The sequence below is a fragment of the Aquimarina aggregata genome (genome assembly GCF_001632745.1).
Taxonomy (GTDB): domain Bacteria; phylum Bacteroidota; class Bacteroidia; order Flavobacteriales; family Flavobacteriaceae; genus Aquimarina; species Aquimarina aggregata.
The window spans coordinates 160,448-185,822 of sequence record NZ_LQRT01000005.1; the positions used below are offsets into that span (position 1 = coordinate 160,448).

Annotated in this window: 25 protein-coding genes; 1 reads left to right on the forward strand and 24 read right to left on the reverse strand. The window is 31.1% G+C overall.

Annotation, left to right across the window (positions count from 1 at the left end; all coding sequences use genetic code 11):
* Positions 1-160: 160 nt before the first annotated feature.
* The 22 genes from AWE51_RS08830 to AWE51_RS08930 all read right to left on the reverse strand — a co-directional run bounded on the left by AWE51_RS08830 (position 161) and on the right by AWE51_RS08930 (position 21,382).
* Positions 161-1,471, reverse strand: coding sequence for a capsular polysaccharide export protein, LipB/KpsS family (locus tag AWE51_RS08830; RefSeq protein ID WP_157766049.1), 1,311 nt, complete (start codon positions 1,469-1,471; stop codon positions 161-163).
* A gap of 5 nt (positions 1,472-1,476) precedes the next feature.
* On the reverse strand, positions 1,477-2,160 hold the full coding sequence (locus tag AWE51_RS08835; protein ID WP_066312344.1) for an acylneuraminate cytidylyltransferase family protein: 684 nt from the start codon (positions 2,158-2,160) through the stop codon (positions 1,477-1,479).
* Positions 2,161-2,171: 11 nt separating this feature from the next.
* Complete coding sequence (locus AWE51_RS08840; protein ID WP_066312347.1) at positions 2,172-3,215, reverse strand: nucleotidyltransferase family protein; 1,044 nt, start codon at positions 3,213-3,215, stop codon at positions 2,172-2,174.
* A gap of 4 nt (positions 3,216-3,219) precedes the next feature.
* Positions 3,220-4,275, reverse strand: coding sequence for an N-acetylneuraminate synthase family protein (locus AWE51_RS08845; protein ID WP_066312349.1), 1,056 nt, complete (start codon positions 4,273-4,275; stop codon positions 3,220-3,222).
* A gap of 8 nt (positions 4,276-4,283) precedes the next feature.
* Positions 4,284-5,168 carry a glycosyltransferase family 2 protein gene (locus AWE51_RS08850; protein ID WP_066312352.1) on the reverse strand — a complete coding sequence of 295 codons (885 nt, stop codon included), beginning with the start codon at positions 5,166-5,168 and terminating at the stop codon, positions 4,284-4,286.
* 41 nt (positions 5,169-5,209) lie between these two features.
* The gene (locus tag AWE51_RS08855; protein ID WP_066312355.1) at positions 5,210-5,839 is read right to left on the reverse strand and encodes an acetyltransferase; all 630 of its coding nucleotides are present in this window, start codon (positions 5,837-5,839) and stop codon (positions 5,210-5,212) included.
* Positions 5,840-5,935: 96 nt separating this feature from the next.
* Positions 5,936-6,694, reverse strand: a complete 759-nt coding sequence (locus AWE51_RS08860) for an SDR family NAD(P)-dependent oxidoreductase (protein ID WP_082832371.1) — start codon at positions 6,692-6,694, stop codon at positions 5,936-5,938.
* A gap of 3 nt (positions 6,695-6,697) precedes the next feature.
* Positions 6,698-6,919 (reverse strand): acyl carrier protein, encoded by a 222-nt coding sequence (locus AWE51_RS08865; RefSeq protein WP_066312360.1) that lies wholly within the window; start codon positions 6,917-6,919, stop codon positions 6,698-6,700.
* Positions 6,920-6,925: 6 nt separating this feature from the next.
* The gene (locus tag AWE51_RS08870) at positions 6,926-7,921 is read right to left on the reverse strand and encodes a 3-oxoacyl-ACP synthase III family protein (RefSeq protein ID WP_066312363.1); all 996 of its coding nucleotides are present in this window, start codon (positions 7,919-7,921) and stop codon (positions 6,926-6,928) included.
* Positions 7,922-7,960: 39 nt separating this feature from the next.
* On the reverse strand, positions 7,961-9,100 hold the full coding sequence (locus AWE51_RS08875) for a LegC family aminotransferase (RefSeq protein ID WP_066312366.1): 1,140 nt from the start codon (positions 9,098-9,100) through the stop codon (positions 7,961-7,963).
* 4 nt (positions 9,101-9,104) lie between these two features.
* Positions 9,105-10,292 carry a UDP-N-acetylglucosamine 4,6-dehydratase gene (locus tag AWE51_RS08880; protein ID WP_066312371.1) on the reverse strand — a complete coding sequence of 396 codons (1,188 nt, stop codon included), beginning with the start codon at positions 10,290-10,292 and terminating at the stop codon, positions 9,105-9,107.
* 41 nt (positions 10,293-10,333) lie between these two features.
* Positions 10,334-11,356, reverse strand: coding sequence for a mannose-1-phosphate guanylyltransferase (locus AWE51_RS08885; RefSeq protein ID WP_066312374.1), 1,023 nt, complete (start codon positions 11,354-11,356; stop codon positions 10,334-10,336).
* 76 nt (positions 11,357-11,432) lie between these two features.
* Positions 11,433-11,579: a hypothetical protein gene (locus AWE51_RS26425; protein ID WP_157766050.1), complete on the reverse strand. Its 147-nt coding sequence runs from the start codon at positions 11,577-11,579 to the stop codon at positions 11,433-11,435.
* Between the two features lie 186 nt (positions 11,580-11,765).
* Positions 11,766-12,632 (reverse strand): dTDP-4-dehydrorhamnose reductase, encoded by an 867-nt coding sequence (gene rfbD / locus AWE51_RS08890; protein ID WP_198403807.1) that lies wholly within the window; start codon positions 12,630-12,632, stop codon positions 11,766-11,768.
* The gene (gene rfbC, locus AWE51_RS08895) at positions 12,625-13,179 is read right to left on the reverse strand and encodes a dTDP-4-dehydrorhamnose 3,5-epimerase (protein WP_066312377.1); all 555 of its coding nucleotides are present in this window, start codon (positions 13,177-13,179) and stop codon (positions 12,625-12,627) included. The genes rfbD and rfbC overlap by 8 nt, the downstream gene beginning before the upstream one ends.
* 1 nt (position 13,180) lies before the next feature.
* Complete coding sequence (rfbA, locus tag AWE51_RS08900) at positions 13,181-14,038, reverse strand: glucose-1-phosphate thymidylyltransferase RfbA (protein ID WP_066312380.1); 858 nt, start codon at positions 14,036-14,038, stop codon at positions 13,181-13,183.
* Between the two features lie 45 nt (positions 14,039-14,083).
* On the reverse strand, positions 14,084-15,097 hold the full coding sequence (gene rfbB / locus AWE51_RS08905) for a dTDP-glucose 4,6-dehydratase (RefSeq protein WP_066312382.1): 1,014 nt from the start codon (positions 15,095-15,097) through the stop codon (positions 14,084-14,086).
* Positions 15,098-15,145: 48 nt separating this feature from the next.
* Positions 15,146-16,120 (reverse strand): type I phosphomannose isomerase catalytic subunit, encoded by a 975-nt coding sequence (locus tag AWE51_RS08910; RefSeq protein WP_066312384.1) that lies wholly within the window; start codon positions 16,118-16,120, stop codon positions 15,146-15,148.
* Between the two features lie 20 nt (positions 16,121-16,140).
* A complete protein-coding gene (locus tag AWE51_RS08915; RefSeq protein ID WP_066312386.1) occupies positions 16,141-17,181 on the reverse strand; it encodes a hypothetical protein in 1,041 nt (346 codons plus the stop codon).
* A 104-nt stretch (positions 17,182-17,285) separates the two neighbouring features.
* The gene (locus tag AWE51_RS08920; RefSeq protein WP_066312387.1) at positions 17,286-18,980 is read right to left on the reverse strand and encodes a DUF6909 family protein; all 1,695 of its coding nucleotides are present in this window, start codon (positions 18,978-18,980) and stop codon (positions 17,286-17,288) included.
* A 23-nt stretch (positions 18,981-19,003) separates the two neighbouring features.
* On the reverse strand, positions 19,004-20,503 hold the full coding sequence (locus tag AWE51_RS08925) for a GH3 auxin-responsive promoter family protein (RefSeq protein WP_066312388.1): 1,500 nt from the start codon (positions 20,501-20,503) through the stop codon (positions 19,004-19,006).
* A gap of 6 nt (positions 20,504-20,509) precedes the next feature.
* Positions 20,510-21,382, reverse strand: coding sequence for a M23 family metallopeptidase (locus AWE51_RS08930; protein WP_066312390.1), 873 nt, complete (start codon positions 21,380-21,382; stop codon positions 20,510-20,512).
* 298 nt (positions 21,383-21,680) lie between these two features.
* On the opposite strand from AWE51_RS08930, the gene AWE51_RS08935 reads away from it, so the two are divergent.
* Positions 21,681-21,869 carry a Sec-independent protein translocase subunit TatA/TatB gene (locus AWE51_RS08935; RefSeq protein WP_066312392.1) on the forward strand — a complete coding sequence of 63 codons (189 nt, stop codon included), beginning with the start codon at positions 21,681-21,683 and terminating at the stop codon, positions 21,867-21,869.
* Positions 21,870-21,949: 80 nt separating this feature from the next.
* Here the strand turns inward: AWE51_RS08935 and AWE51_RS08940 are convergent, their stop codons facing one another.
* Both AWE51_RS08940 and AWE51_RS08945 read right to left on the reverse strand, forming a co-directional pair.
* A complete protein-coding gene (locus AWE51_RS08940; RefSeq protein ID WP_066312394.1) occupies positions 21,950-24,076 on the reverse strand; it encodes a Tex family protein in 2,127 nt (708 codons plus the stop codon).
* Between the two features lie 144 nt (positions 24,077-24,220).
* Positions 24,221-25,375 (reverse strand): TonB-dependent receptor (locus AWE51_RS08945; RefSeq protein ID WP_157766051.1); only part of this gene is annotated, 1,155 nt, incomplete at its 5' end.

The window sequence follows — 25,375 nt, forward strand, 5'->3', positions numbered from 1 at the left end:
GACATTTAACATAACTGAATATTCTCCAGAATCTATTTGATTATTTGCAAATAGATCAGTAAACTTACCGTACCTTGAATAGAATGTGATAAGTTCTCATCATCATTTTCACAACTAAAGATTAACACCGATAAGAAAATATATTTTCATTTGTAAAATACTAGATTTCTGAAAGAACCTTTTCAAAAGCATTTATAACCTTTTCAGTATTTCGATCACTAATAACATTAACATTGGTATATGGATCTGTTAATAACCCCTTAAAGCTTGTTTTATTAATCTTATTAATAAAATCAATTTTCTCATCTAAATCTATTTCTTCAAATTTATTATTACGTACTCTCTTTATTATTTCATTTAAATGTTCTAATGAATTAATAAATTTGCAATTCTTAGCTTCGTTATTTATTGTTTCTACTAAAGTAACAACCGGTTTGTTAGCTAATACACTTTCAATAGCTACAGTACCCGTTACTGTAATTATTAAATCCGAATTATTAAAAGCATGTTCCATGCTCACGCTATGATGTAATGCTCGTATATTTTTACAATTCGAAACAACACGTAACAAATCTTTGTTGAGCTCATAATTAGATTTTGGATTAGGCTTAATGAATAAAATAGCATCATCAGGTATAGTCTCTGAAATTGATCTTATTAACTTAGATTGATCTTTATATTTTCTTCCCCATACATCCAAATTTGCTTCTGGTTGCATTTGAAGTGGATATAGGATGGCAAACTTACTATCTTTTTCTACTCTAGAATAAGAACTAAGGTCCCATTTTTCAATATTCCTTTTCTTTTCTTTTTCTAGATTTAGTTTGATAAATGGATTGGGAATATTATACTTATCTCCTTTATAGTAAGAAGCTATTTTTTTAATTTTATCAAGGCTCTTTTCTCTCTTTGATTTAGCAATATTTTTCATATAATCTGGACGAATCGTTTTATTTACAATTACGTCTATAATCTCTATCGCCTCTTCCCTTTCTAAAATTTCACCACTACCAGAAAAAGGATCTAATGTATCATATTTATAAAAAGAAAATCTCCCCACAGGGTATCTGCAGGTTACTGGGTTTAAAAATAAAATATTTTGCTCCTTGCAATTTCCAATGGTTAATAATTCATGAAATGCAGTTGCCTCACCAAAAACAATATTTGGTTTTACTTCATCAAGTATCTCTTTTATCTTACTATTGTAGTAATAAAAATACTCAATCCCTTTTTTCTTAAAAAAACTAACTTGTCTATCTGAAACAATTGCTTCTTCAATATACTCTATCTGTTTCTCTCCCCTATTTACAAAATTGTTTTTAGGATATGGAATATTAAAGATTTTAGCTTTTTTCATAGTAGGTGCAAAATCTTTATTTTGAATAAGCCAAAAAATTTCGTGATCTTTTTTCAATAACTCGATTGCTATTTTTTCAAAAAAAAATGTTTTGTACCTATTTTCTATAAACAATATTCTCATTTACTATTTTTTAATAATTGTTCTGCAATTAACCAATCGAATCTTGTATCTATGTCAACAGAATCCTCTTTTTTCATTATATAAGCGTAGGACCTATCAGAATAATATTCTTTCATCTTTATCAACTCTCTACTAAACACATAGACTGCACCGTTAGGAAAGTATGACATTCTATGATCTTGTCTGTTTTTTAGCTGATTATTCTCGTCAAAAATCTCGTCAAAACTACCATTTTCATTAATATATTTATGCCAACTAATTGGATGATGCTCTTGACAGTAACTCAAAATAGAATCTGCTCTTTTTTTAAAAAACAAATCAATCGCTTCATCGATATGTATTGATGTTCTCAAAGGGCTTGTTGGTTGTAAAACAACGAATTCGTTTATTTCAATTTTTTCATCCTCGCATATTTTATCTAATGTATAATTATATACATCAATTGCCTTTGCATCATCTGTTGCCAAATGATTTGGCCTCATAAACGGGCATTCTAATCCGTTTTTAATCGCGATATTAGCAATTCCTTCATCATCTGTACTTATAATTGCTCGAGTAATACTTTTAGACTTTAAAGCAGCTTCTGCAGTATAGGCTAAAAGGGGCTTGCCGTTTAATTCTTTAATATTTTTACCAGGTAATCCTTTTGATCCACCTCGTGCAGGTATAATTGCTAGCATAAAATATTTAATTACGATATATGTTTAACGAAGTCTTGTGCTTGTTTATAATCCAGAGGTTTTCCAATATCAATCCAATACCCAAAAATTGGTTTATGAATTAATCTTTTTTCACTATTAATTATTTTCTCCATCAGATCAGTAATATCAAAAAATTCGTTATGTGGTATTTCCTTTATCAATTCTTTTTTAAAAAGGTAAACACCTGCATTTGAATGATATATATAAGATGGCTTTTCTTTAAAGTTCTTAACAAAAGGTCCATTGGTCTCAAATACAGCATAAGGTACATCAACTTTATATTCAGTTGAAGCAACTGCCATATCTGCATTTTCATTAATCAATCCAAGATATAAATCTTCAAAATCTACATTAGTAAATAAATCACTATTCATAAGTAAAATATTTTCTGTGCTAAAATTTTCGACTAATGATAATGCCCCTGCTGTACCTAATGGTTTATCCTCCCATACATATTCTATAGAAATTCCTTTTGACGTACCATCTCCAAAATATTCCTCGATCTGTTCTCCTAAATATTTAACTGATATATATATTTTATTAATCCCATACTTAATTAACCTATCTATATTATGCTCTATGATAGGTTTGTCACCTAAAGTTAACATTGGTTTTGGAACTCTATCGGTCAATGGACTCAATCTTTTTCCTCGTCCACCTGCCATTATCATGCATTCAACAGGTAATAATGATTTTGTTTTATCTAGATCTATTATCCTCGTTAACTCATTTTTTTTATTGAGAACAGGAAGGATTTTTAACTTTTTCTGTCGGTATTGATTTAGATTTGGCGAAGAACTATCATTAGTTGTGAATACAAAATTTTTATTACAAACGGCATCTACTGTTTCATTTAAATCTTCACTTTTGACAATTGCCCTTCTTATATCCCCATCGGTTAATGAACCTATTACTTCATTATCATCATTCTTCACAAACAATATTAGCCTACTAACATCAGTTATCGAGTTCAACTGATTTAAAGCTTGAATGATAGTTTTATCTCTATGAATTAAAATATTATTATTGTCCATTTTATTATAAATATTCCCATTTCAAAACTTCATCTTCCCCTATATCCTGATTAATTTTTCTTCCAATTACAAAATCAATTTGGTCTGGAGGTATTTGATTTCCAGGTCTTTTAGCCGTTAAATCTTCTTTTGTTAATAAATGTCCCTTATTAAGGCTTTGTTTAACAACTAAACTTCTTCTAAATTTAAGTTTTTTAGACTCTTCAGCCTCAGAAACTGTTCTTTTATAATTGCCCAAAGCTTTATTAATATGCTGAGATCCTTCACAAATAACACTTAATTCACTAGGGTCAGCAGATATTTCATGATCCCAACCAGGCAATTCTTTATCTAATGTAAAATGTTTTTCAATAATACAAACTCCTAATGCTACTGATGCCAAAGGGATCGAGGTACCAATAGTATGATCCGAGAAACCAACTGGTAGCCCAAATGTTTTCTGTAACATCGTAATATTATTCAAATGTATATCTTGATAATCAGGCGGGTATATAGATATACAATGCAAAAGAATAACCTCTTTATTCCCTACTTCATTACAGACAGCAACCGCTTTCTCAATTTCACTTAAATTTGCCATACCAGTAGAAATTATGATAGGCTTTTTCTTTGAAGCAACATAGCGAATAAAATCCAGATTGTTAATATCCATGGATGCAATCTTGAAAAATGGCACTCCTAGATCATCTAACAAATCTGCTTCTCCAGTCGAAAAAGGAGACGATGCAAATTGAATAGAATGCGAATCGCAAAATTCTTTAAGTTCTTTATGTTGATCGTTAGTCAGTGTATATTTATTAACCATTTCTCTTAAAGAACCAAAATGTTTCTTAGGGGAATCATTATATACTCGATTTCTATCATACTCTTCTTTACTCACTAACGAATCTGGAGTCCAAGATTGAAATTTCACGCAATGTGCCCCACATTGTTTAGCAGAAAGAATCATCTCTTTTGCTAAATCCATATCCCCATTATGATTTGCTCCAATTTCGGCTATGATATATGGTGCTCCAAAATTTTGAACATGATTTCTGTTATCAATTTTTATTTTATTCATTTCTTCTTTTATAAAGTTACCTCTTCAAACCAAAACAGTTTGTTTTTATTTGTATTAATTTTATCGAGATGATTATCGAGATGATTATTGTCATTTAAAATCAATTCTCCAAATCTTTCATGTTCAACCACTTTTTTCTCGCATATTCTTATTCCGTGCAATTTACAAAAATCATAAACTTTAGATTTTATATTATATAATTTTTTAAGTGACTCTCTACCTATTTTATTTGACAAACCTAATGTGTTTTGATCATGTTGCCTATAAAAGGTTTCTTCATTTGAAAAACCAACCAAGAGCTTAGGGGTTATATTAAATAATTGTAAAAATAATATCCAATCAAACGCTGGAATTGAAATATCAATTTTTAATACAAAGCCCTTTAAAATATGTGTTCTCATTGCTGAATTACCTAAGCCCAAAACATTATAATTACTTAAAAAGTCAAAGTCTACCTTCAATTTACCATTAACAAAGCGCTCATTCCAGAAATTTCTATGTTTAATATTGCCAGCATCGTTTATTATGGAAAGATCATTAAAAACTATATCATAACTTTTTTCTTTAATCATTTTGTATGATTCAAAAATTCTATTTTTAGAAAACATGTCGTCTGTGTCTCCAAAAACTATTAATTCATATTTGGCCTCTTTTATGTAATTCAAAATTTCTGACCTAATAAGAACTGGTATTTTAGATTTTGGATTTTTAATCTCAAATCTCAAATTATATTTTTGTAGTCTTTTTAACAAATCATCATTCGCACAACCATCATTAAATAGTAATAAATCAAATTTTTTAAATGTTTGTTTATCCAAAGACTCTAAGAATGAATCAAAGTACTTTAAATTATTTGGGAAAATCACCGAGACAAATGCTACAATATTATTCATGAGTACATATAAATAATTAGAGTTCTGCTTAAAAGCACCTCTTATTTATTAAATTTTTTTGCAGGAACACCAAATACAATTTGATTATCTCCAACATCCTTGGTGACCAAAGAAGATGCTCCAACAGTAGAATTATTTCCTATTTTTTTGTACTGTAAAATCGTTGCCGCCACACCTAATAAATTACAACTCCCTATTTCTACGCCTCCAGAAATGTTAACAGTTGGATTAATTACATTATAACTATTAATAAAAACATCATGCCCAATTGTAGTTGAAAGATTGAAAATATTAAAATTTTCTATTCTTATTTGTGTTGTAAAAATAACACCAGCCGTTACAATGTTACCAATACCAAAAGTTACGTTTTCTTTATCAAAAACTACTGAAGGATGTATCAAATTAGGAAAATGAAAGTTCTTAAACTTATTAGTTAATTTGTCAATTAATTTTGGCTCTCCTACTCCAATTGCAAGGGATGGAGGAGTCTCAAATTTCAAAATCAAAAATTCTTCCTCTGAAAGGATTGGAATACTTTTTTCCTTGAATATTAAAGAATCACTTGATTCAATATCAATAAAACCTTTAACATTATATTTATTTATTTCTTTAATCAAAAAATAAACTTCTTTGGCGAAACCACCTGAGCCTAATATGTATATATCTTTCATAATTCTAAATACTTATTTTAAAAAACCGATCAATCTTAATAACACAGGGTCAAGAATTAAAATTTACCAAATATTAATTAAGTCAACAATTTCATATTAACTTATACTATATCCGCCATCTATTATTATATCAGTACCAGTAACCCATCTCGAAGAGTTTGACAACAAATATATACATAAAGAAGCTACATCATTAGGTGTTCCAATACCTAATGGATGCTTATTAATAATATCTTGACTACTTTGTTCAGAAATAGAGGCAAATAGCTTGTCGGTCATTTCTGTCATTACTAATCCTGGAGAAATAGAGTTAACTCTTATATTTTTATCTGCTAACTCTAAAGCCAAAGGTTTAATCATATTCTTGACTGCTGCCTTGGATCCACAATATGCTATCTTCCCTTTTTCTCCTAAAGACCCCATTACCGAACTTAAAAAAATGATACTGCCTTTTGAACTAAAGTTCTTTTTGTTCGAAAAATGTTTTGTTAACTCTATTCCGGAAAAAACATTAATTTTAAATGTTTCTTCTAAATTTTTATATGACAACACCTTTAAAGGAACCGTAGATTCGACCCCAGCAGAATTTACTAAACCATCTATCTTACCATTTTCTGTAACTATTCTTGAAACTAAAGACTTTATTTCGGAAAAATTTAACAAATCAAATGTGTAATAGCTATGTCCTATTCCTTCCAACTTATTAAACGTTTCAATCAATCTATCCTCATTTCGGCCAATTAGTACAACTCGTCCTCCTGCTTTACTTATTGCTATTGAAGTACATTTCCCTATTCCAGAAGATGCTCCTGTAACAACAATAGTTTTTTCTTTTAATGAAAACATTGTGTCCATAATTTAGGATAAACTATCTTCTCCAATAAGATCAATAATATTTTTAACCGAAGTAATACTTTTAAGCTCCTCACCTGTTTTTTGAATGTCGAAGTTTTCATCCAAAAAGGTAATTAAACTTAACAAATTAAGAGAATCTATCTCTCCAATTACAGTTGTTTCCGTTAACGTAAAATCCAGTTCTAGTAATTCTTGCAACTCTTCAAAAAAATCTTGTTTATTCATCCTTATTTAAATTTCTATTATAGTACTACCCCATGAATAACCAACTCCAAAACCTGCCAAAAGAACCTTGTCCCCTTTTTTCACATAACCTTTTGACAACGATCTCTTCAATGCAATGGGTATTGTATTTGAAACTGTGTTCCCTGTATCTTCTAAATCTATGTAAAATTTACTATCTGGAATTTTATTTTTTTTCTTAAGATATTCAAGCATAAACTTATTAGCTTGATGAAAAATAGTGTATGATAAATCATTAACATCCAATCCATTACTAATCAAAGTGCGTTTCACTAATAGCGGAATGTTTTTAATTGTAAAATTAAATATTTCAGGGCCATTCATATACAAATCGTTATTTGTATAATGATTATCAGTTCCATATTTTTTTATTTCAGGATCAATTTCTTTTACATTTTTAACCCCTCCATTTCTAACTATTAAATTTTCTGCGCCACTACCATCGGTTCCTAATTCAAAATTAAATAGTTTATTTATTTTTGAATTTGAGATTATTGTTGCACTTCCTGCATCTCCAAAAATAGTTCTATTTCCTCTATCGTTTTTATTAATTAATTTCGAATATGTTTCTCCTGTTAATAACAAAACTTTTGTCGCAATACCCGCTTCTATTAAACCTTTTGCTACAGCAAGACCATAAATATAACCTGAACAACCCAAATTAAAATCTAATGCTCCGATGTTCTTTTTTAATCCCAATTTATCTTGCAATATACATGCAGAAGTAGGTAATAAATAATCTGGAGTTTGCGTGCAAAAAAGTAAAAAATCAATATTAGCCTTATCAACTTTTTCGAGAAGTTTAATTGCTGCATTATATGCTAAATCTAAAGATGTTTGGTTTTCTGAGGCTATAGAACGTGATCGAATTCCTATTTTTTCTATCTTATCTAAGTCCGTATTTGGAAACTCTTTTTTTAAATCTTCATTGGAAAAAACCTCTTCCGGTAAATAATATTCTACATGAGTAATTTCACACCCCATATTTATACATTTTTAAAACAAATAATTTTGTGTCAATTTTTAAACAATAACACTACTTGGAATATTAACAACTCGTTCTTCAAGCCATTCAGCATTATCAAGGTTACCAGTCACTGCATCTTTAAACATTGTTAAATTATTCATTAATTTCCAAATAGGCCTAGTCATTACTCCTTTTTCGTTAGTTTCTTTCAGAAAATCGTTTCTTTCGTTCAGGTTTTCTAACAAAACAGCATTTAACCAATAGTTAGAAATTGAATCTTTTGGTTCTTTAATATATTTTAAAGATAAATCTTTAAAATATACTTCATATTTATGCGATAATATTCTTTTCTTTTCTAAGATAAACGATAATTCTTCCATTTGAGCACATCCCAACGCAGCATTAATATTAGGTAAGCGATAATTATATCCTATCATGTCATGCATATAATCCCAAGCATGCGGTATTTTTGCTGTGGTTGTGATATGTTTTGCTCTCTTAGCAATATCGGCATCATTAGTTACTAACATTCCTCCACCACCTGTTGTAATTGTTTTATTACCATTAAAGCTAAAAGTACCCATCGCACCAAAAGTTCCTGTATGCTTTCCTTTGTAATAACTTCCTAGTGATTCTGCAGCATCTTCCACTACTGTAATATTAAACTTATTACAAACTGATATGATTTCATCAATTCTTGCTGATAACCCAAAGGTATGCATAGGAACTACAGCTTTTATTCTTCTTTTGGTCGTTTTATTAATACATTCTCCATTTATCAACTCTGCATTATTTGATAAAAAATGCTCTAATTTTTCTGGAGACAAGCCAAGCGTTTCTTTATCTACATCCACAAAAACAGGTTGTCCTCCAATATAACTAATTGCGTTAGCAGTCGCAATAAAGGTTAATGGTTGCGTTATTACCTCATCATTATAGTCCACGCCGGCAAGTAATAAAGCTATATGAAGTGCTGCCGTTCCATTTGAAGTAGCTATAGCATGTTTTGCTCCAGTAAATCTGGCAACTTCAGCTTCGAATTGATCCACAAATTTTCCTACACTAGAAACAAATGTGGAATCAATACAGTCGTTTAGATATTTTTTCTCATTACCTATAAATATTGGTGCATGAAGAGGAATAAACTCTTCTGAATTAAATGTTTTTCGAGCAAAGGATATGAATTCTTGATACATAAATTTACATTTTACTATCTAAATACTTACCTGTTTCTTTATGTCCAAAATCAGGTATCATTTTGAAAAAAAGATCAACAATATCTTTCTTATCCCATTTCTTGTTTTGTTTTAAATTTTGAATACTATTGGTAAAGAAATTTAGGGCCTCATTATCAAAATTTAGCTCATTTTTAATGATTCCAAGATTTTGAAATCTGTTAAGGTCTAATGTTTCTTTACTGGTAAAAAATTCTTCAAAGTCTTTTTCTCCTGTAGTATCGCTCGAGGAAAACAAACAAGGCCATTTTCCTTGACTTGGTAATGTTTCAACAAGAGCTCTTGCTTCTTCTTCATCTTTACACAAATATGGTTCGTACCCCAGTTCTTTAAGGTACTTGATTGCTATATCTGCAAATGAGATTAAATGAAGGTTTTCACTTAGTTTAGGGAAAAAAATATCTCTATTTTCTCCAAAAATACAAGACATCAAGCAAAGCTCTCCTGACTCTTTAGGTATCACAAAATATCTTTTAATGTCATTTGGAGCAACAATAGGTTGTCTTTTCTTTATTCTCTGATCGAACCCGTGTAGTAAAGATCCATCTGAAAATGCAACATTAGCAAAACGTGCAGTAGAAATTTTAATATCTTTACTTCGTCTTGTTAAATACATTTCCATTATTCGCTTAGATGCCCCCATCATATTTACAGGGTTGGCTGCTTTATCGGTAGATACACAAAAGTATTTTTTAGCTCCTTTTTCAATTGCTTGAAGCAATGTTTTATCTGTATTAAAAATATTTACATCGATCATTCTCATTAATGTAAATGGATCTTTTTCGCTTCTTACGTGTTTAAGTGCGGACAAATTAAGAATGTAATCGTATTTTCCATCTGCTTCTATAAAAGCATCATACTCAAGTGATCCAATATCTAAAGCGAAAGTCTTAAATTCTCCATCTATATATCCAAAAGAACTTCTAATGTCTCTAACTAATTCTACCAGATTATTTTCACTAATATCGACTACATGTAATTTCTTTGGGTTTCTTTTAAAGATTTCCTTGGTAACAGCTTGTCCTATAGAACCTGCTCCGCCAATAACTAGAAAAGATGATGAAGAAATAATACTTTTTAATTCAGTTTCTTTTTCAGTTATATCATAAGAAAATAGTTCTTCTTTCCTTCCTATTAGTTTTAATATATCCATTTAAAACAACGTTAATTATATTATTTCAAGTTTTTTTGATTCTAGAGTAATGATTCATCATTATTCTCCACTAATTTATGCAACTTCTTAATCTCTTGACTTTTTTCTTTAGACAAAAGTACTATACAATCATCTGTTTCTACAACAATTATATCTGACACCCCTAAGCTGTATACTTTCTTATTTCCCAAATAAAATGTTCCTTCGGTTGAGATTCCTCCTACTTCACTTATACAATCGATACTATTTTGATTCTTTTGATTGAAATTAATTAAGGCATCAAAAGTACCTAAATCGGTCCACTCAAAATTAGACGGGACAGTTTTGATTTTATCACTTTTTTCAAAAACAGCGTAATCTACACTTTCATCAGGTATCGCTATCATTGCATCTATGTCTATGATTTGATTTTCTATAGAATTTATAGCTTTTACACTTGTTTCAAAAATATCTTTTCTGTATTTTCTTAGTTCCTCTAAAAAAACTCCTGCTTTAAAACAGAACATTCCACTATTCCATAAAAAGTTACCTGCCTTAATAAAGTCCGTTGCAGTTTTCTGATCTGGTTTCTCTCTGAAACTTACAACATCTTCATCATTATGTTCTATATAACCAAAACCCGTTTCTGGAGCTTCTGGTTTAATCCCGAAAGTTACCAGATAATCTTCTTTAGCCAGCTCAACAGCCCTACCAAAACATGCTCTATACGTCTCGTTATTAGTTATCATGTGATCACATGGGGTTACAAATAATATGTCTTCAGGGTTTACCGCCAATGACGCTAAAGCAATAGCAGGGGCAGTATTACGCCCTATTGGTTCAATAATTACTTGTTTAAAATTCTGAGACGTCTCTTTTATCTGTCGATTAGCCTCTTTTATTTGATCCTTATTTGTCAACAATAAGAAGTCATTTACAAGTTCTTTATTTCTATCGATTGTATGCTGAAACAACGATAGGTTATTAAAAATTTTCAAAAATTGTTTTGGGTTATTTTTTCTTGAAAGTGGCCATAACCTGGTTCCAGAACCTCCACTTAATACTACATTAAAAATCTTACTCATTCTAAGGGAGTTTTACTTAATATAAACCTATAAAAGTTTTAAATTGATTCTTATAATTTCTATATGATTTATTGCGCTAGGAAGTAATTTCATAAGGTTCATTTATGATGATACTATACGTCTGTTCAGAATTACTTTTATAATGATAATTTAATGCATCCAACGCAAATTCTGTATGTAATTTTTTTTCCTTTATCTTAATCATCTTTGTTATACCAATCATATAAATGGTATAATCTATGATGTTTGTTGTATTTCTGAAACAAAAGCATCTCTAATAGTTTTCAGCCTTAATAAAAAATCTATCTATTTTATTTGCCTTACTTTCATCGAGCAATTTGCTAATTTTCAAGCATTAAGAAATCCTAAAAATCTCTCAAAATTGGTTTAAATCTTAGGTAAGTATAAATTAGTTTTTTATTAATTTTTTTAGAGACAATTTCCAATTAAGAATTTCTAAATTAAAATATTGTAACGACTTTACTTTACTCAAAATACTATACCCAGGCCTATCTGCAAAAATAACGTAATTATCTGTTTTTTCAAGTTTTATTGTATCAAGTTTACCTGAAAGTTTTAAAATTTCTTTAGCAAAGTCAAACCAAGTTGTTTCTCCTAAGTTACTATAGTGAAAAACCCCATAATCTGAAGTCTCTACCTCTATTAGAAAGAGAATAAACTTAACTAAATCATTTGCGTTTGTAGGAGTTCCTATTTCTGATGTAGTTATAGTTAATTGTGATTCTGATTCTAATTTTTTTAAAATTGTTTTAAAAAAATTGTGTCCAAATTCTGAGTATAACCAAGATGTACGTATAATAAAATATTTGTCCAAAATTTCTTGAATATATTTCTCCCCGGCTAATTTAGACTTACCATATTCGTTGATTGGATTAGTTACATCGTCTTCATTGTAAGGAGTTTTTTTCTTTCCATCAAAAACGTAATCAGTTGAAATATGAACTAAAGTCATATTTGTTTCTTTGCATACTTCTGCTATGTTTTTAACTCCCTGAGCATTCACCAAAAAAGCTTTCTTGGGTTCTTTTTCTGCCTGCTCGACATTTGTATAAGCTGCACAATTAATTATAAAATCAAAACTCTTATTTGAGAAGAAGTTTTGAATTTGTTGTTTTTGTGTAATATCTAACTCTTTTGAATTTGCGAAATAGAAATGTAGCTCTCTATAATCTCGTTCAATATTTTTAATGCATTGCCCTAATTGTCCTGAAGAACCAGTAACAAGAATCTTTATTTTACCATATTTGTTAGACATGCTGTACATCTATATTTTTGAAAAAAGGTAATTCTCTATCTTTTTCCGATAATTGAATTTCAGAACTATCTAATCTCCAATCAATATTTAGTTTTGGGTCGTTATAAATAATCCCAGACTCTGCCGATTTGTAATAGTAATTATCACATTTATATGAAAAAACAGAACGTTCACTCAATGTGATAAATCCATGTGCAAATCCTCTGGGAATAAATAGTTGATAATTGTTTTTGTCGTTTAAAACAATTGAAAAATGCTTGCCATATGTTTCAGAATTAGATCTCAAATCAACAACAACATCTAATACTTCTCCTGAAATTACTCTTACTAACTTTGCCTGCGCATGGGTTCCTTTTTGAAAGTGCAAACCTCTTAATACTCCTTTCTTTGAGATTGACTGATTGTCTTGCACAAAGTCTGTTTGAAGACCGGTTATTTTGTAGAATTTTTTTTTAGTAAATGTCTCAAAAAAAGAGCCCCTACTATCTTTAATTTCCTTTGGTTTTATAACAAAACATCCTTCTATAAAACTTGGTTCAATTTCCATCTTAATCTAATTGTAATAAATATTGCCCGTAACCACTTTTTAACAAAGGCTCTGCCAAGCTATCAAGTTCTTTTTTATTAATAAACCCCTTTTTGTACGCTATTTCTTCTATAGCCCCTATTTTAAGTCCTTGTCTTTCTTCAATAACTTGTACAAACTGTGATGCTTGCATTAATGAATTAAAAGTTCCTGTATCTAACCACGCTGTTCCTTTATCAAGTATACTTACTTTTAACTTTCCTTTTTTAAGGTATACATTATTTACATCTGTTATTTCAAGCTCTCCTCTTTTACTAGGTTTTATTGTTTTTGCAATTTCCACAACGTCATTATCATAAAAATAAATTCCTGGAACAGCATAATTTGATTTGGGCTGTGAAGGTTTCTCTTCTATAGAAATTACAGTACCATTAGTATCAAAATCTACTACTCCGTATCGTTGCGGATCCTGTACGTGATATGCATAAATAATACCGCCGTCCGGATCATTATTACTTTCTAAAAGAGCCTCCAAACCTGAACCATAAAAGATATTATCTCCTAGTATTAGAGCTACTTTATCACTGCCTATGAATTTTTCTCCTATAATAAATGCTTCTGCCAAACCATTTGGCTTTTCTTGGGTTTCATACTCAAATATACAGCCATACATCTTACCATCACCCAAAAGTTTTTTAAACAGAGGAACATCTTGCGGAGTAGAAATAATAAGAATCTCTCTAATTCCTGCAGACATAAGAGTAGACAATGGATAATATATCATAGGCTTATCATATACTGGCATTAATTGTTTACTAACTGCTAACGTAAGTGGATGTAACCTTGTCCCCGACCCCCCTGCTAAAATTATTCCTTTCATACTATTAATTATAAAACCTCTATCGATTAATTATAACATAAGATGTTATACATATTTTTGTAAATACCAAACTACTGTTTTTTCAATTCCAGAATCAAAATTTTCATTAGCTTGCCAACCTAGTTCATTTTCGATTTTTGAAGCATCAATAGCATATCGTAAATCATGACCAGGTCTATCTTTTACGTAGGTAATCAATTCTTTATAGGATTTACCATTACTTCTAGGTGCTTTTTTATCTAACAGTTCACAAATTTTTAAAGCAATGTAATTATTATTGTGTTCATTTCTTCCTCCTATATTATAAGTTTCACCTAATATTCCTTCTTTATATGCTAGCTCAATCCCTTTGCAATGATCCAAAACATATAACCAATCTCGAATGTTTTTTCCATCTCCATAAATGGGAATGCCTTCTTGTGCTAATGCTTTTCTTATGATAGTCGGAATCAGTTTTTCGTCATGTTGTTTAGGTCCATAATTATTAGAACAATTTGTAGTTATCACATTGATACCATAGGTGTGAAAATAACTTCTTACAATAAAATCCGATGAAGCCTTAGATGCACTATAAGGACTATTGGGTGCATAAGGCGTAGTTTCTTTGAATAGTCCTTTCTCTCCTAATGTTCCATAAACTTCATCCGTTGAGATGTGATGAAAACGACAATTTTCATAACCGGCTTTATGTTGCTGTGGGGATTGCATCCAATGATTTTTTGCTACATCAATCAAAGTAAATGTCCCAAAAACATTAGTTTTAATAAATTCATCAGGACTAGCAATCGAATTATCAACGTGCGATTCTGCAGCAAAATGTATTATTCCTCTAAAATCATATTTTTCAAAAAGCGAGAGTAGTAGTTCTCTATCACAAATATCTCCTTTAACAAGAGTATAGTTTTTATGACCTTTGACATCATTTAAATTATTTAGATCACCTGCATATGTTAATTTATCAATATTTACAATATACTTATCTGGATTCCTATCCAAAAAATACGGAATAAAATTAGATCCTATAAACCCTGCTCCTCCTGTTATCAAGATGTTTACCATGCACTTACTAATAATTTCAAAATAATTTCAAATTGGTAGTTTTTCTATTTACTTAATATAAACTTCTAAGAGCTTCATCTCGTTGCTAACATTTTCTAAAAACAGACTATCAATTCTTGAAGGAATTAGAACGGTTTCTCCGAGTGAAATTGTCGTAGTAATTTCATTTGTTTTTATTTCACCTTTTCCTCCTACACACATTAGTATTTTAAAAGAATCTAAATCTTTATATGTTCTTTCTGTACTTTGATCGATACTTAAAGTATTTGTAGTAAAATACTTTGATGATATTAATTGGTTTACTTTATTTTTTTCTAAAGCGTATTTTAATTTGAAATCATCTTCTGCTTTGAAATCTAAAGCATCTAATGCCAGATCTGTATGCAACTCTCTATAGTTTCCTTCTTTATCTTGTCTATCCCAATCATAAACTCTATACGTAATATCTGAGGTCTGTTGAATCTCAGCAATTAAAGCCCCACCACCTATTGCATGTATTTTACCTGCATTAATAAAATAACTATCTCCTTCTGAAATTTCTTCAAAATTTAACAATTCAGTTATTTTACCTTTGTTTAAAAAATCTTCGTATTCTTCTTTATTAGTATCTTTATTAAAACCGATAATCAATTTGGCATTTTCATCCGCTTGTGCTACATACCACATCTCAGTTTTACCAAAAGAATTATGTCTTTTTTTAGCTAATTCATCATCTGGATGTAATTGAACAGATAAGTCTGTTTTAGCGTCTATAAATTTTATTAATAAAGGAAACTGATCTCCAAATTCTTGATATATGCTTTCTCCAAGTATTTTTCCTTTAAATTTTTGGATAAGTCCTTTTAAGCTTTCCCCTTCAAACTGCCCATTAGAAACTATGGAAATCTGTTCGTTTACTGTAGAAATCTCCCAACTTTCTCCAACATTTTCTTGAGTTGTTTTTTTGTGGAGGATGGTTTTCAACTTATTACCACCCCATATTTTTTCTTTTAAAATAGGATGAAATTTTAAGGGATATAGCATATTACTAATGTTTTATAATATTATTTCGGATTATAGTTTTTCAAAAAACTATTTATTGATAACAATATTAAAAATACAAAAACTACTCCAACTAATAGTATCGGAAGTAATACCATTTTTTTCTTAAAAAAGTCATTTATCAAAACTCCTTTATTAGGGAATGCAGAAATAATGTTAATAGTACTTTGTGTATTTGCCTTTTTATTATTTAAAAGTACAAGTTCATTCTTTAACAGCTTTATTTGGCTTAATAATTCTATTTCAGGAGTAGCTTTAGAATCACCCTCCGCAAGGTTGATACTAGTGTTGCCTTCTGGTTTACCTGCTTCTAATGTTTTTATTTTTCGATAGAATTTCTGTAATGAATCAATTTCTGTTAATTGTCTAGCCACAATAGAATCTTGCAATGCCAGGTTAACCTCATTAATTTCCTTTTGAAGTCTGAAATATTGGTTATTCTCTATAGAACGCAAAAGTATACTTTGGCATTTTTTTGCGACCTTAGGATCTTTAGCTTCAATAGTAATTTTATGAAATTTTGCGTTGATATTATTAAAGTTTTTTAAATAGTCATCATAATTGACCATTTTTTGAGATATTGTATCTAATCCCTGTATGAACTCACTAAATTGTTTAATCTTTTGTGTTTGATCAGAAAAAGACTCTATGGTGAATTTTTTCAATGTTTTCGCCAAAGTATTATCAATATTAAGGGCCTCCTCTAGTGCTTGAAACTCCTCTCCTTCTGCAAGTTCATTATAAAATTCAATATTATTATATAATTGTTGTACACTATTAAAATTTGGTTCTACTATCATAGAAGATCGATAGACATCATCTGATGAATGATCCCAATAACCGCCTACTAATACACCAATTACTAAAGCTACAGTAAATTTTAAAAAATGTTTTTGTAAGAATTGTAGAAACAATATCAAAAAATGAAATATCCCCTTAAAAATATTTCCTAAAAATCTAAAAAATTTATCAATAGTGTTACCTATTAATTTAAATAATTGACCTAAGTCTATTTCTTCAGATGTATTCTCTTGGGCACTCATAAATTTATTCTTGTTTTATCCTTAGTTTCTTGGGCAAAGTTACTTTCTTTTCTGACACTACGATAAGGAATCTATATAATTATATGTCCTTAAAAGTCTATTTGTTACCTTTCTTTACAAATTTGTTCTATGATTTTCTCGGTAATCAAGTATGTTGGTTTTACACCTGTAGTTCCTAATCCGCCAGATGCTAATGTACTACCTGTTTCTAAAGGGTTATCAGATGCATAATATGCATACCTTACTTTCACTTTAGGGCTTATACTTCCTCTAAGTCTTGACGCTGATTGTATCGCTTTTTGATAATGGGCTCCTTCCATTTCAAGACCAATGACATTCCATGTTGAGTCATGAAAGAACTTCAAAATATCTCTATTTTGCAATGATGTTCCTAAAACTGTAATCATTGCTCCGTCATAGATATCAATACCACATCCTTCGAGGTCTTTTTTTCTTAATTGATTTTTGAACGGATAGTTATCTGCGGTTCCCTCAAAAACATGAGCAGAAGGGATCATAATATCTCCTTTGCCCCCTTCTAAAATACCAGCCTTACCCATTATCGAAACCGACTTTACATCTGCATGTGTTTTAACACCAAGACTATTTATGTATGGTTTTAAAAGCTCATCCATGGTTTCATAAGCTTGCTCTCCAAAAGCATAATCCATAACTAAGATAACCGGCTTATTAGGTTCTTCTACATCTCTAATTAAGTCTGCATAAATTCCTTCTGTATATTTCGCGGTATCGAACAATTGCACATTAATATTAGCACCGCTCTCATCCTCGATATATGTCATCCCTTTTTGCAATGCTAATTTCTCTACTTTAGCTCTTAGCTTATCATTTTTTTGATCACTTAAGGATTCATAAATATCAAATGTAGTCTTGTTTTTTAATTCATTTTTTAACGCAATGGGAGCATAAAGTGTATTCATGACACTATGCATATTGGCGCTAATGATATGGATAGGGCGGTCTAAAAGATGAAGCTCTTCTAATCTTCTCTTGATTGTATTTGCCCAGATCTCACCATGAATATGGTGACCTAATCTTTCTCTAAGTACTGGACTAAAGGTTACTATTCGTTTTTTATCTTCGATAGATTCTTCTATAGCCAACTTACCTAACCAATAAATAATATGTAAAAATCGTTCTTTGTTTTCAGGGCAAGAAAAATCACTATAAATTGTTGAAACCTCTTCGAAAGTACGACCTAATATATTTGCTGTATGCGTTAAGGCTACTTCTCTTTCTGCCTTTGTTAACTCTTTTTTAGTTAACACTGCTTTCTCAAGCTTTTCCCAATCTCTAGTTACATTACCTTGCTCGTTAATCACCACTCGATTCATGACCTTGTGTGACTCTATAAAAAGAAATGTAAGATGTGTTAGGATATCATAAATCTCTGAGCGACCACGGGTGATTTCTATATTCATTTGCTCCTGATCAATACGATAGCAATTTCTGCGTCGTTTTGGTGGAACTATTGCTTTAAAATGAGAATTTTTATAGCCTTCTTCGCTAGTTAGATTTATATATCTGCATTCTTCTATTCCGAAAGGTAATCTGTCTATTACATACAAAAGTCCGTTTAATTCGACTTTTTCTTCTGCCACTGACCCGTATATTTCGGGACGTAGTATTAACAGTGCTTCTCTTAATGTATCTCCTGAAACCCCCATAGGTTTATAAAAACCACGATTAAAAAGGTGACGCATAGTAATATACATGCGTTCTATTGCGCTCGAACTTTCCTGAGCTCTAGTTCTTCCTTGTAAGATAAGATTAGCCATAAATTTTTCCTGACAAATATAACTTATTTGTCTATCATAGTGGTGAGTACATCGGCAATTTTTCTATCATTTGATAGCCTTGGTAACTTATTCTGCCCTCCTAATTTACCAATAGATTTCATATAATTCCTAAACCCATCTTTTGGAACGATCGTTACTTTTAACGTTTTAAGAATTTTACCCTCTATTAAATCATCATAATATGAATTCTGATTTCTTAATGACTCATCTATCTTTAATGCTAAAGTATCCAGGTCTTTAGGAGGGTCTTGAAACTCAATAAACCACTCATGGTACGGCAATTCTCCTTCATTTGGATTAACTTGAGGTGCAACAGTAAAATCATTAATTATAACACCGCTAGCATCTGCTCCTTCTTTAAGAGCTTGATCAACTTCTTTACCAATGACATGTTCTCCAAAAGCAGAAATAAAATGTTTTATTCTGCCAGAAACTATAACTCTATAGGGAGCGGTACTGGTAAACTGTATTGTGTCTCCAATATTATATGCCCATAATCCTGCATTACTAGATATTAGCATAACATAATTTACACCAGTCTCTACATCTGCAAGGGTCAAACGTTTTGGGTTTTCTTCAAAAAAAGTATCTGCTTTAACAAACTCATAAAACATTCCTGAGTCTAATTGAAGTAACATTCCTTTTTCTTGTTGACTGTCCTGAAATGCAAAAAAACCTTCAGAAGCGGGATACAATTCGATGCCAGCAACTTTTCTTCCGATAAGTTTCTCAAATGTACTTTTATAAGGTTCAAAATTTACACCTCCGTAAATAAACAGTTCAAACCCTTTAAATAGTTCCCCTATTGTTTTATTTGTTTTTTTCTGAAGTCTCTCAAAATACATTTGCACCCATGGTGGAATACCACTAATGACTCTCATATCCTGATCTACAGTTTCTTCAACAATAGCATCTACTTTCTTTTCCCAGTCATCAATGCAGTTCGTTTGCCAACTAGGCATTCTGTTTTTTTGAAGATATTTAGGTACATAATGAGCAACAATACCTGATAATCTACCAAGCATTACTCCATTTTTCTCTTCCATTTCTGGACTTCCTTGTAAAAAAATCATTTTGCCATCTACGAAATCAGTTTTGCCAGTTTCATGTATATAGCACAATATAGCGTTTCGAGCAGCTCGTATATGTGTAGGCATTGACTCTTTAGTCAACGGAATATATTTTGCTCCGCTAGTAGTTCCAGATGTCTTTGCAAAATACAAGGGTTTTCCTGGCCATAAGATATTCTCTTCACCCTCGACAACGCGATTAACATATGTTTTTAATGCTTCATAATCTCGTATAGGTACATACTTGGCAAAGTCAGAATATGTTTTTATATCCCGAAAATTATGATCATTACCAAATGCTGTTTGTTGAGCTGTTTTAATTAAAGTTGCAAAAACACGTTCTTGTGTTTTTATAGGGTCATTGGCCCATTTATTAATTTTTTTACGAATGCGTTTTGCAAAGACTTTAGCTCCAAATGCTTTTAAAGACATAAATAGTTATTGTTCGAAATCAATAAAATTAGTTGGGTTTGTAGGATACCCATCTCTCCATAATTCAAAATGTAAATGAGGACCTGTGGACAGTTCTCCTGTAGAACCCGCCAATGCAATGACCTCTCCTGCTTTTACTTGTTCTCCTTGTTGTTTTGACAGTGATGCATTATGCTTGTATACCGTTAATAAATTATTATTATGTTTAAGAATAATTACATGTCCAGTTTCTGCGGTCCATTCTGCAAAAATAACAGTACCTGACGAAGCTGCTTTTACAGGAGTTTCTTTAGGAACTGCTACATCTATACCATAATGTTTTTCGTTTACATTATATCCTGATGTAATATTTCCTTTTACAGGTGGAAACAAGGAAAAACCAGAATTTGATTTCTCACTTTCAAAGAGACTATACTTATCTTCTTTTGAAACTTCTTCACGCAGCTGTATATCATCTTCTGAAGGAGTCAAATCTACTTCTTCCGGATTAAGTTTTTGAGACTGTATTGCAGAGTCAATATCAAACTCTACCGTTTTTACATCTCCGGTTAATACTTTCTTTATAGACTTATAGTACTTTTGATTAATATTTATGATCGATTCTAATGAATCTGTCGTAGCGGCTATCTTTGTTGCCTTTAAATTTAGTGATGTAGAAGAGTACCCCGGAATATATTCTCTTAATGGAGTAAATGCTATTAGAAAAGTGGTGCCTGATATCAATACAATAGCAGTAATAGTAACCATTACAAAAACATTAAGCCTATTTAGTTTAAAAGAGATTCGCTCTTCAAAAGTATCTTCATTAAGAATCACCAGGCGATACTTATTAAGTAGCTTTTTTGTAATTTTCTTTGGTTCTTTGTTCTTTTTTGCCATGGATTACATCTTGAATGCCGCATGTTATCAAAACTGTGCTCGATAACCGCAAATATACATATTCTTGTAATTAAAGAATATAACGCTATCGATTAATAGTTTAGCCTAAATTATAGAAAAAATAACATTTCTAAAATGCTTTTTTAACGATAAGAAGCGTCTCTTTTTGTTTCTACATTCGTAAAAAGTGCTTTTCTTCGACTATTGTACTTAATTCACTCTTAAAAGGTGTTAATATCTACTCATAATTTTATATCTGCTCTTTTCTTGCTAACTTTGTATCCTAATTTCGAAGATCATGATATCAGCTAGTATAATTTTAGGATTAGTAGGACCATGGCAAATTGCCTTAATTGTTGTAATTGTATTGCTTTTATTTGGAGGAAAAAAAATTCCTGAACTAATGAGAGGCCTTGGTAGTGGTATAAAAGAATTTAAGGATGCTTCTAAAGAAGAAGAGGATCCTAAAATTGATGATAAAAACTAATTCCTGAATACAGAATAATAAAAAGCCTAACTATCTTTAGTTAGGCTTTTTTTATGTTTTACTATTAAACCCTATATAGATTAATCAATAAGTGATAATTGGATTCTTTTTCTACTCATATCTACCTCTAACACAGTAACCATAAGATGCTGATGTAATTGTACTACCGCATTAACATCACTAATAAACTCGTTGGCAAGTTTTGAAATATGTATCAAGCCACTTTCTTTGACTCCTATATCAACAAAACATCCAAAATTTGTTATGTTGTTAACTATTCCTGGTAGTTTCATTCCTGCCTTGATATCAGCAATAGTCTTTACATTTGGGTCAAACTCAAAAACTGTTACTTTTTTTCTTGGGTCTACTCCTGGTTTTTCTAATTCTTTAACAATATCCGTTAAGGTAGGAAGACCGACTTCATCGGTAATATAGTTTTGTAGCTTAATTTTAGCAATTGCATTTTTATTTCCTATTAGTTCTTGCAAAGAAACACCAGATTCTTTAGCCATTTTAGCTACTAATGCATACCGTTCTGGGTGCACTGCAGAATTATCTAATGGGTTCTTTGGGCTAGTAATTCTAAGAAATGCTGCAGCCTGTTCATATGCTTTCCCGCCTAATCTTGGTACTTTTTTTAGTTCATTTCGTGATTGCAATGCTCCATTTTCAGATCTATACGCCACAATATTTTCTGCTAATTTTTCACCGATACCAGAGACATAACTTAATAGCGGTACACTAGCTGTATTTACATTTATACCTACACTATTTACGCAGCTCATTACCACAGTATCCAATTCGTTTTTAAGTTTTGTTTGGTCTACATCATGCTGATATTGCCCAACACCAATGGATTTGGCATCAATTTTTACAAGTTCTGCCAAGGGGTCTGCTAGCCTTCTTCCTATGGATACTGCACCACGTACGGTAACGTCATAATTAGGAAACTCTGCCCTCGCTATTTTGGATGCAGAATATATTGATGCCCCACTTTCATTTACCATAAATACCTGAATAGGATTATCAAAAGGAATTTTCTTAATAAAAGCTTCTGTTTCTCTTGCTGCGGTGCCATTTCCTATGGCAATAGCCTCAATCTTATATGCATTTACAAGAGACCGTATTTTTTTGATCGCCCCAGTAACCTCACGTTGTGGTGGATGAGGATAAATATTTTCATTATGCAATAAACCTCCTTGTTTATCAAGACAAACCACTTTGCAACCTGACTTAAAACCAGGATCTAACGCAAGTATTGTTTTTTGACCCAAGGGAGAAGCTAATAGTAGTTGTTTTAAATTTTGTGCAAAAACCTTAATTGCACTATCGTCAGCTTTTTCTTTTGCCAGATTTAAAATTTCGGTAGAAATTGCAGGAGCCAATAACCTCTTATATGCATCTGAACTTGCTAAAAACATATGGTCGGTACAGGCTTCAACATTAGTTTTTATCATTACATCATCAATGATATCTAACGCATCATCCTCTGGAACAACAATTTTTACTCTAACTACTTTCTCGTTTTCTGCTCTTAGAATTGCTAAAAGTCGATGAGATGGACATTTATGAAGTGACTCTTCCCACTCAAAATATTGTTGATATTTTTGAGCGGCTTCTTCATCTTTTTTAGTTTTAATTACTGTAGAACTTATGGTGGCTTTACGTTGATATAATCTGCGCAGTCTATTTCTGATTTTCTCGTCTTCACTAATCCATTCTGCGATAATATCTCGAGCACCTTGCAGGGCCAATTCTTCGTTTACTATAGTATCGTTTAGGTACTTAGAAGCTACAAAAAGAATTTCTTCTTCTTTTTGTTCTAGAATGACCTTCGCCAAGGGTTCTAATCCTTGCTCTTTGGCTGCAGAAGCTTTCGTTTTTCGCTTCTTTTTATAAGGTAAGTATAGATCCTCAACTTGTGTAAGCGTATCTGCTGCTATTATTCTTTTTTCAAGTTCGGGTGTTAGTGCTTCTTGTTCTTTTATAGCCGCCAACACACTTTCTTTTCGCTTCTCTAATGCTTCAAAAGCAGTTTTATATTTTACAATTTCACCTATTGCTACTTCATCTAGATCACCAGTCATTTCCTTACGATATCTTGCAATAAAAGGGATGGTAGCGCCCTCATCTAATAAAGAAACGGTTTTAGTAATTTGTTTTTCGGAAATAGGAGTTTGTTTAGCTATAAAAGAAACTGTATTCATTGGAATTTGGAATTTTTATAATTGCTAAATATAATGTCAAAATTCAAGGAATATTTTATACTCAATAGAAAGTTTTCTACAATTTTTAAGAATAAGCGCTATTCACCTTATAAACCTGTGCTTACCAATACACCAAAAAAAGTTTTAATTTGTATTGTTACTTTTTAAGGTCTGCATTTTTGAAATTAACGTTCCGTCGCTTCCCATACCTTCGATATAAAAAGTAACACCCTCTAATCCCGTATCTGGAATCTTAAATAATGCCGAACCGTTTTTATCGGGTTGTAGTTGTGCCTCCCAATGAATCGTACCATAATTTTTAAACCCAGGACTTGAATAATTAAGATACTTAGGCGTGTAAAACTCTTTGATAGGCTCAAAGCCTTTGTCTAAGCTATACTCTGTGATATAAGAGCTTTGCTTTTGATTACCATATTTTCCCAATGGGACTTTTCTGGTATAAATAAGAATTGTTCCACTGCCATTTAATCCAGTTATTGATCCATATTTGTCCACCAAGATCTGATCAATATCTGCAGTCTGTAAATTGAATAAAATATCAAGGTTTGATATCCTAAAATCATCGATATATACGGCAACACCAGACCCGTTTAAAGTTACACTATTAATAGGAAGTATTTCTACTTGTTTATCACTATTATTCCAATATCCATATTTCACTCTAAATCCTGTTGTAGCTATATAGTCTAATATGTTAGGAAAATCCTGTGTGTCTTTTTCTGTAATTTTTTTAGCATTTCTCTTTACATTATCAGATATAAAGGCGTCATTAAACTCTTCCTTCTTCTTTGCGCCCTTAACTATTACCTTCTCTAATTTCTCAACATCATCATTATAAAAACTATCCACAATCTCTGTCAAATCAGGCATAGATAATCTTTTCTTTATACTGGTATCCAACAAATTTGTCTCAAAAGGCTTCTTAAATCGATTCGTCTGTACCTTTAAATACATATTCGTTCTAGCCATACTACCATTACTGCGTATCGTAGAAAAACGAAGCTTCTCATTCTTCTTTAAAAACAAAGTATTTACTACAAAACTATTGTCCTTAGGATCTAAATCAATAACACTGCCAGGGTTATTCTCAAAGGGAAACAAATACACCTTATCTATCTTACTTACTCTAGTATTCTGAACCCTACCTCGTAATACCAAACCCCTATTAAAATCATATAATACTTTAGGTTCCTTGTTCTTGATATTATTCCAATGATAACGACTCCAACCCTGTGTTAATAATAACAAATCTAAATCTGATAACTTAACCTCATCCTG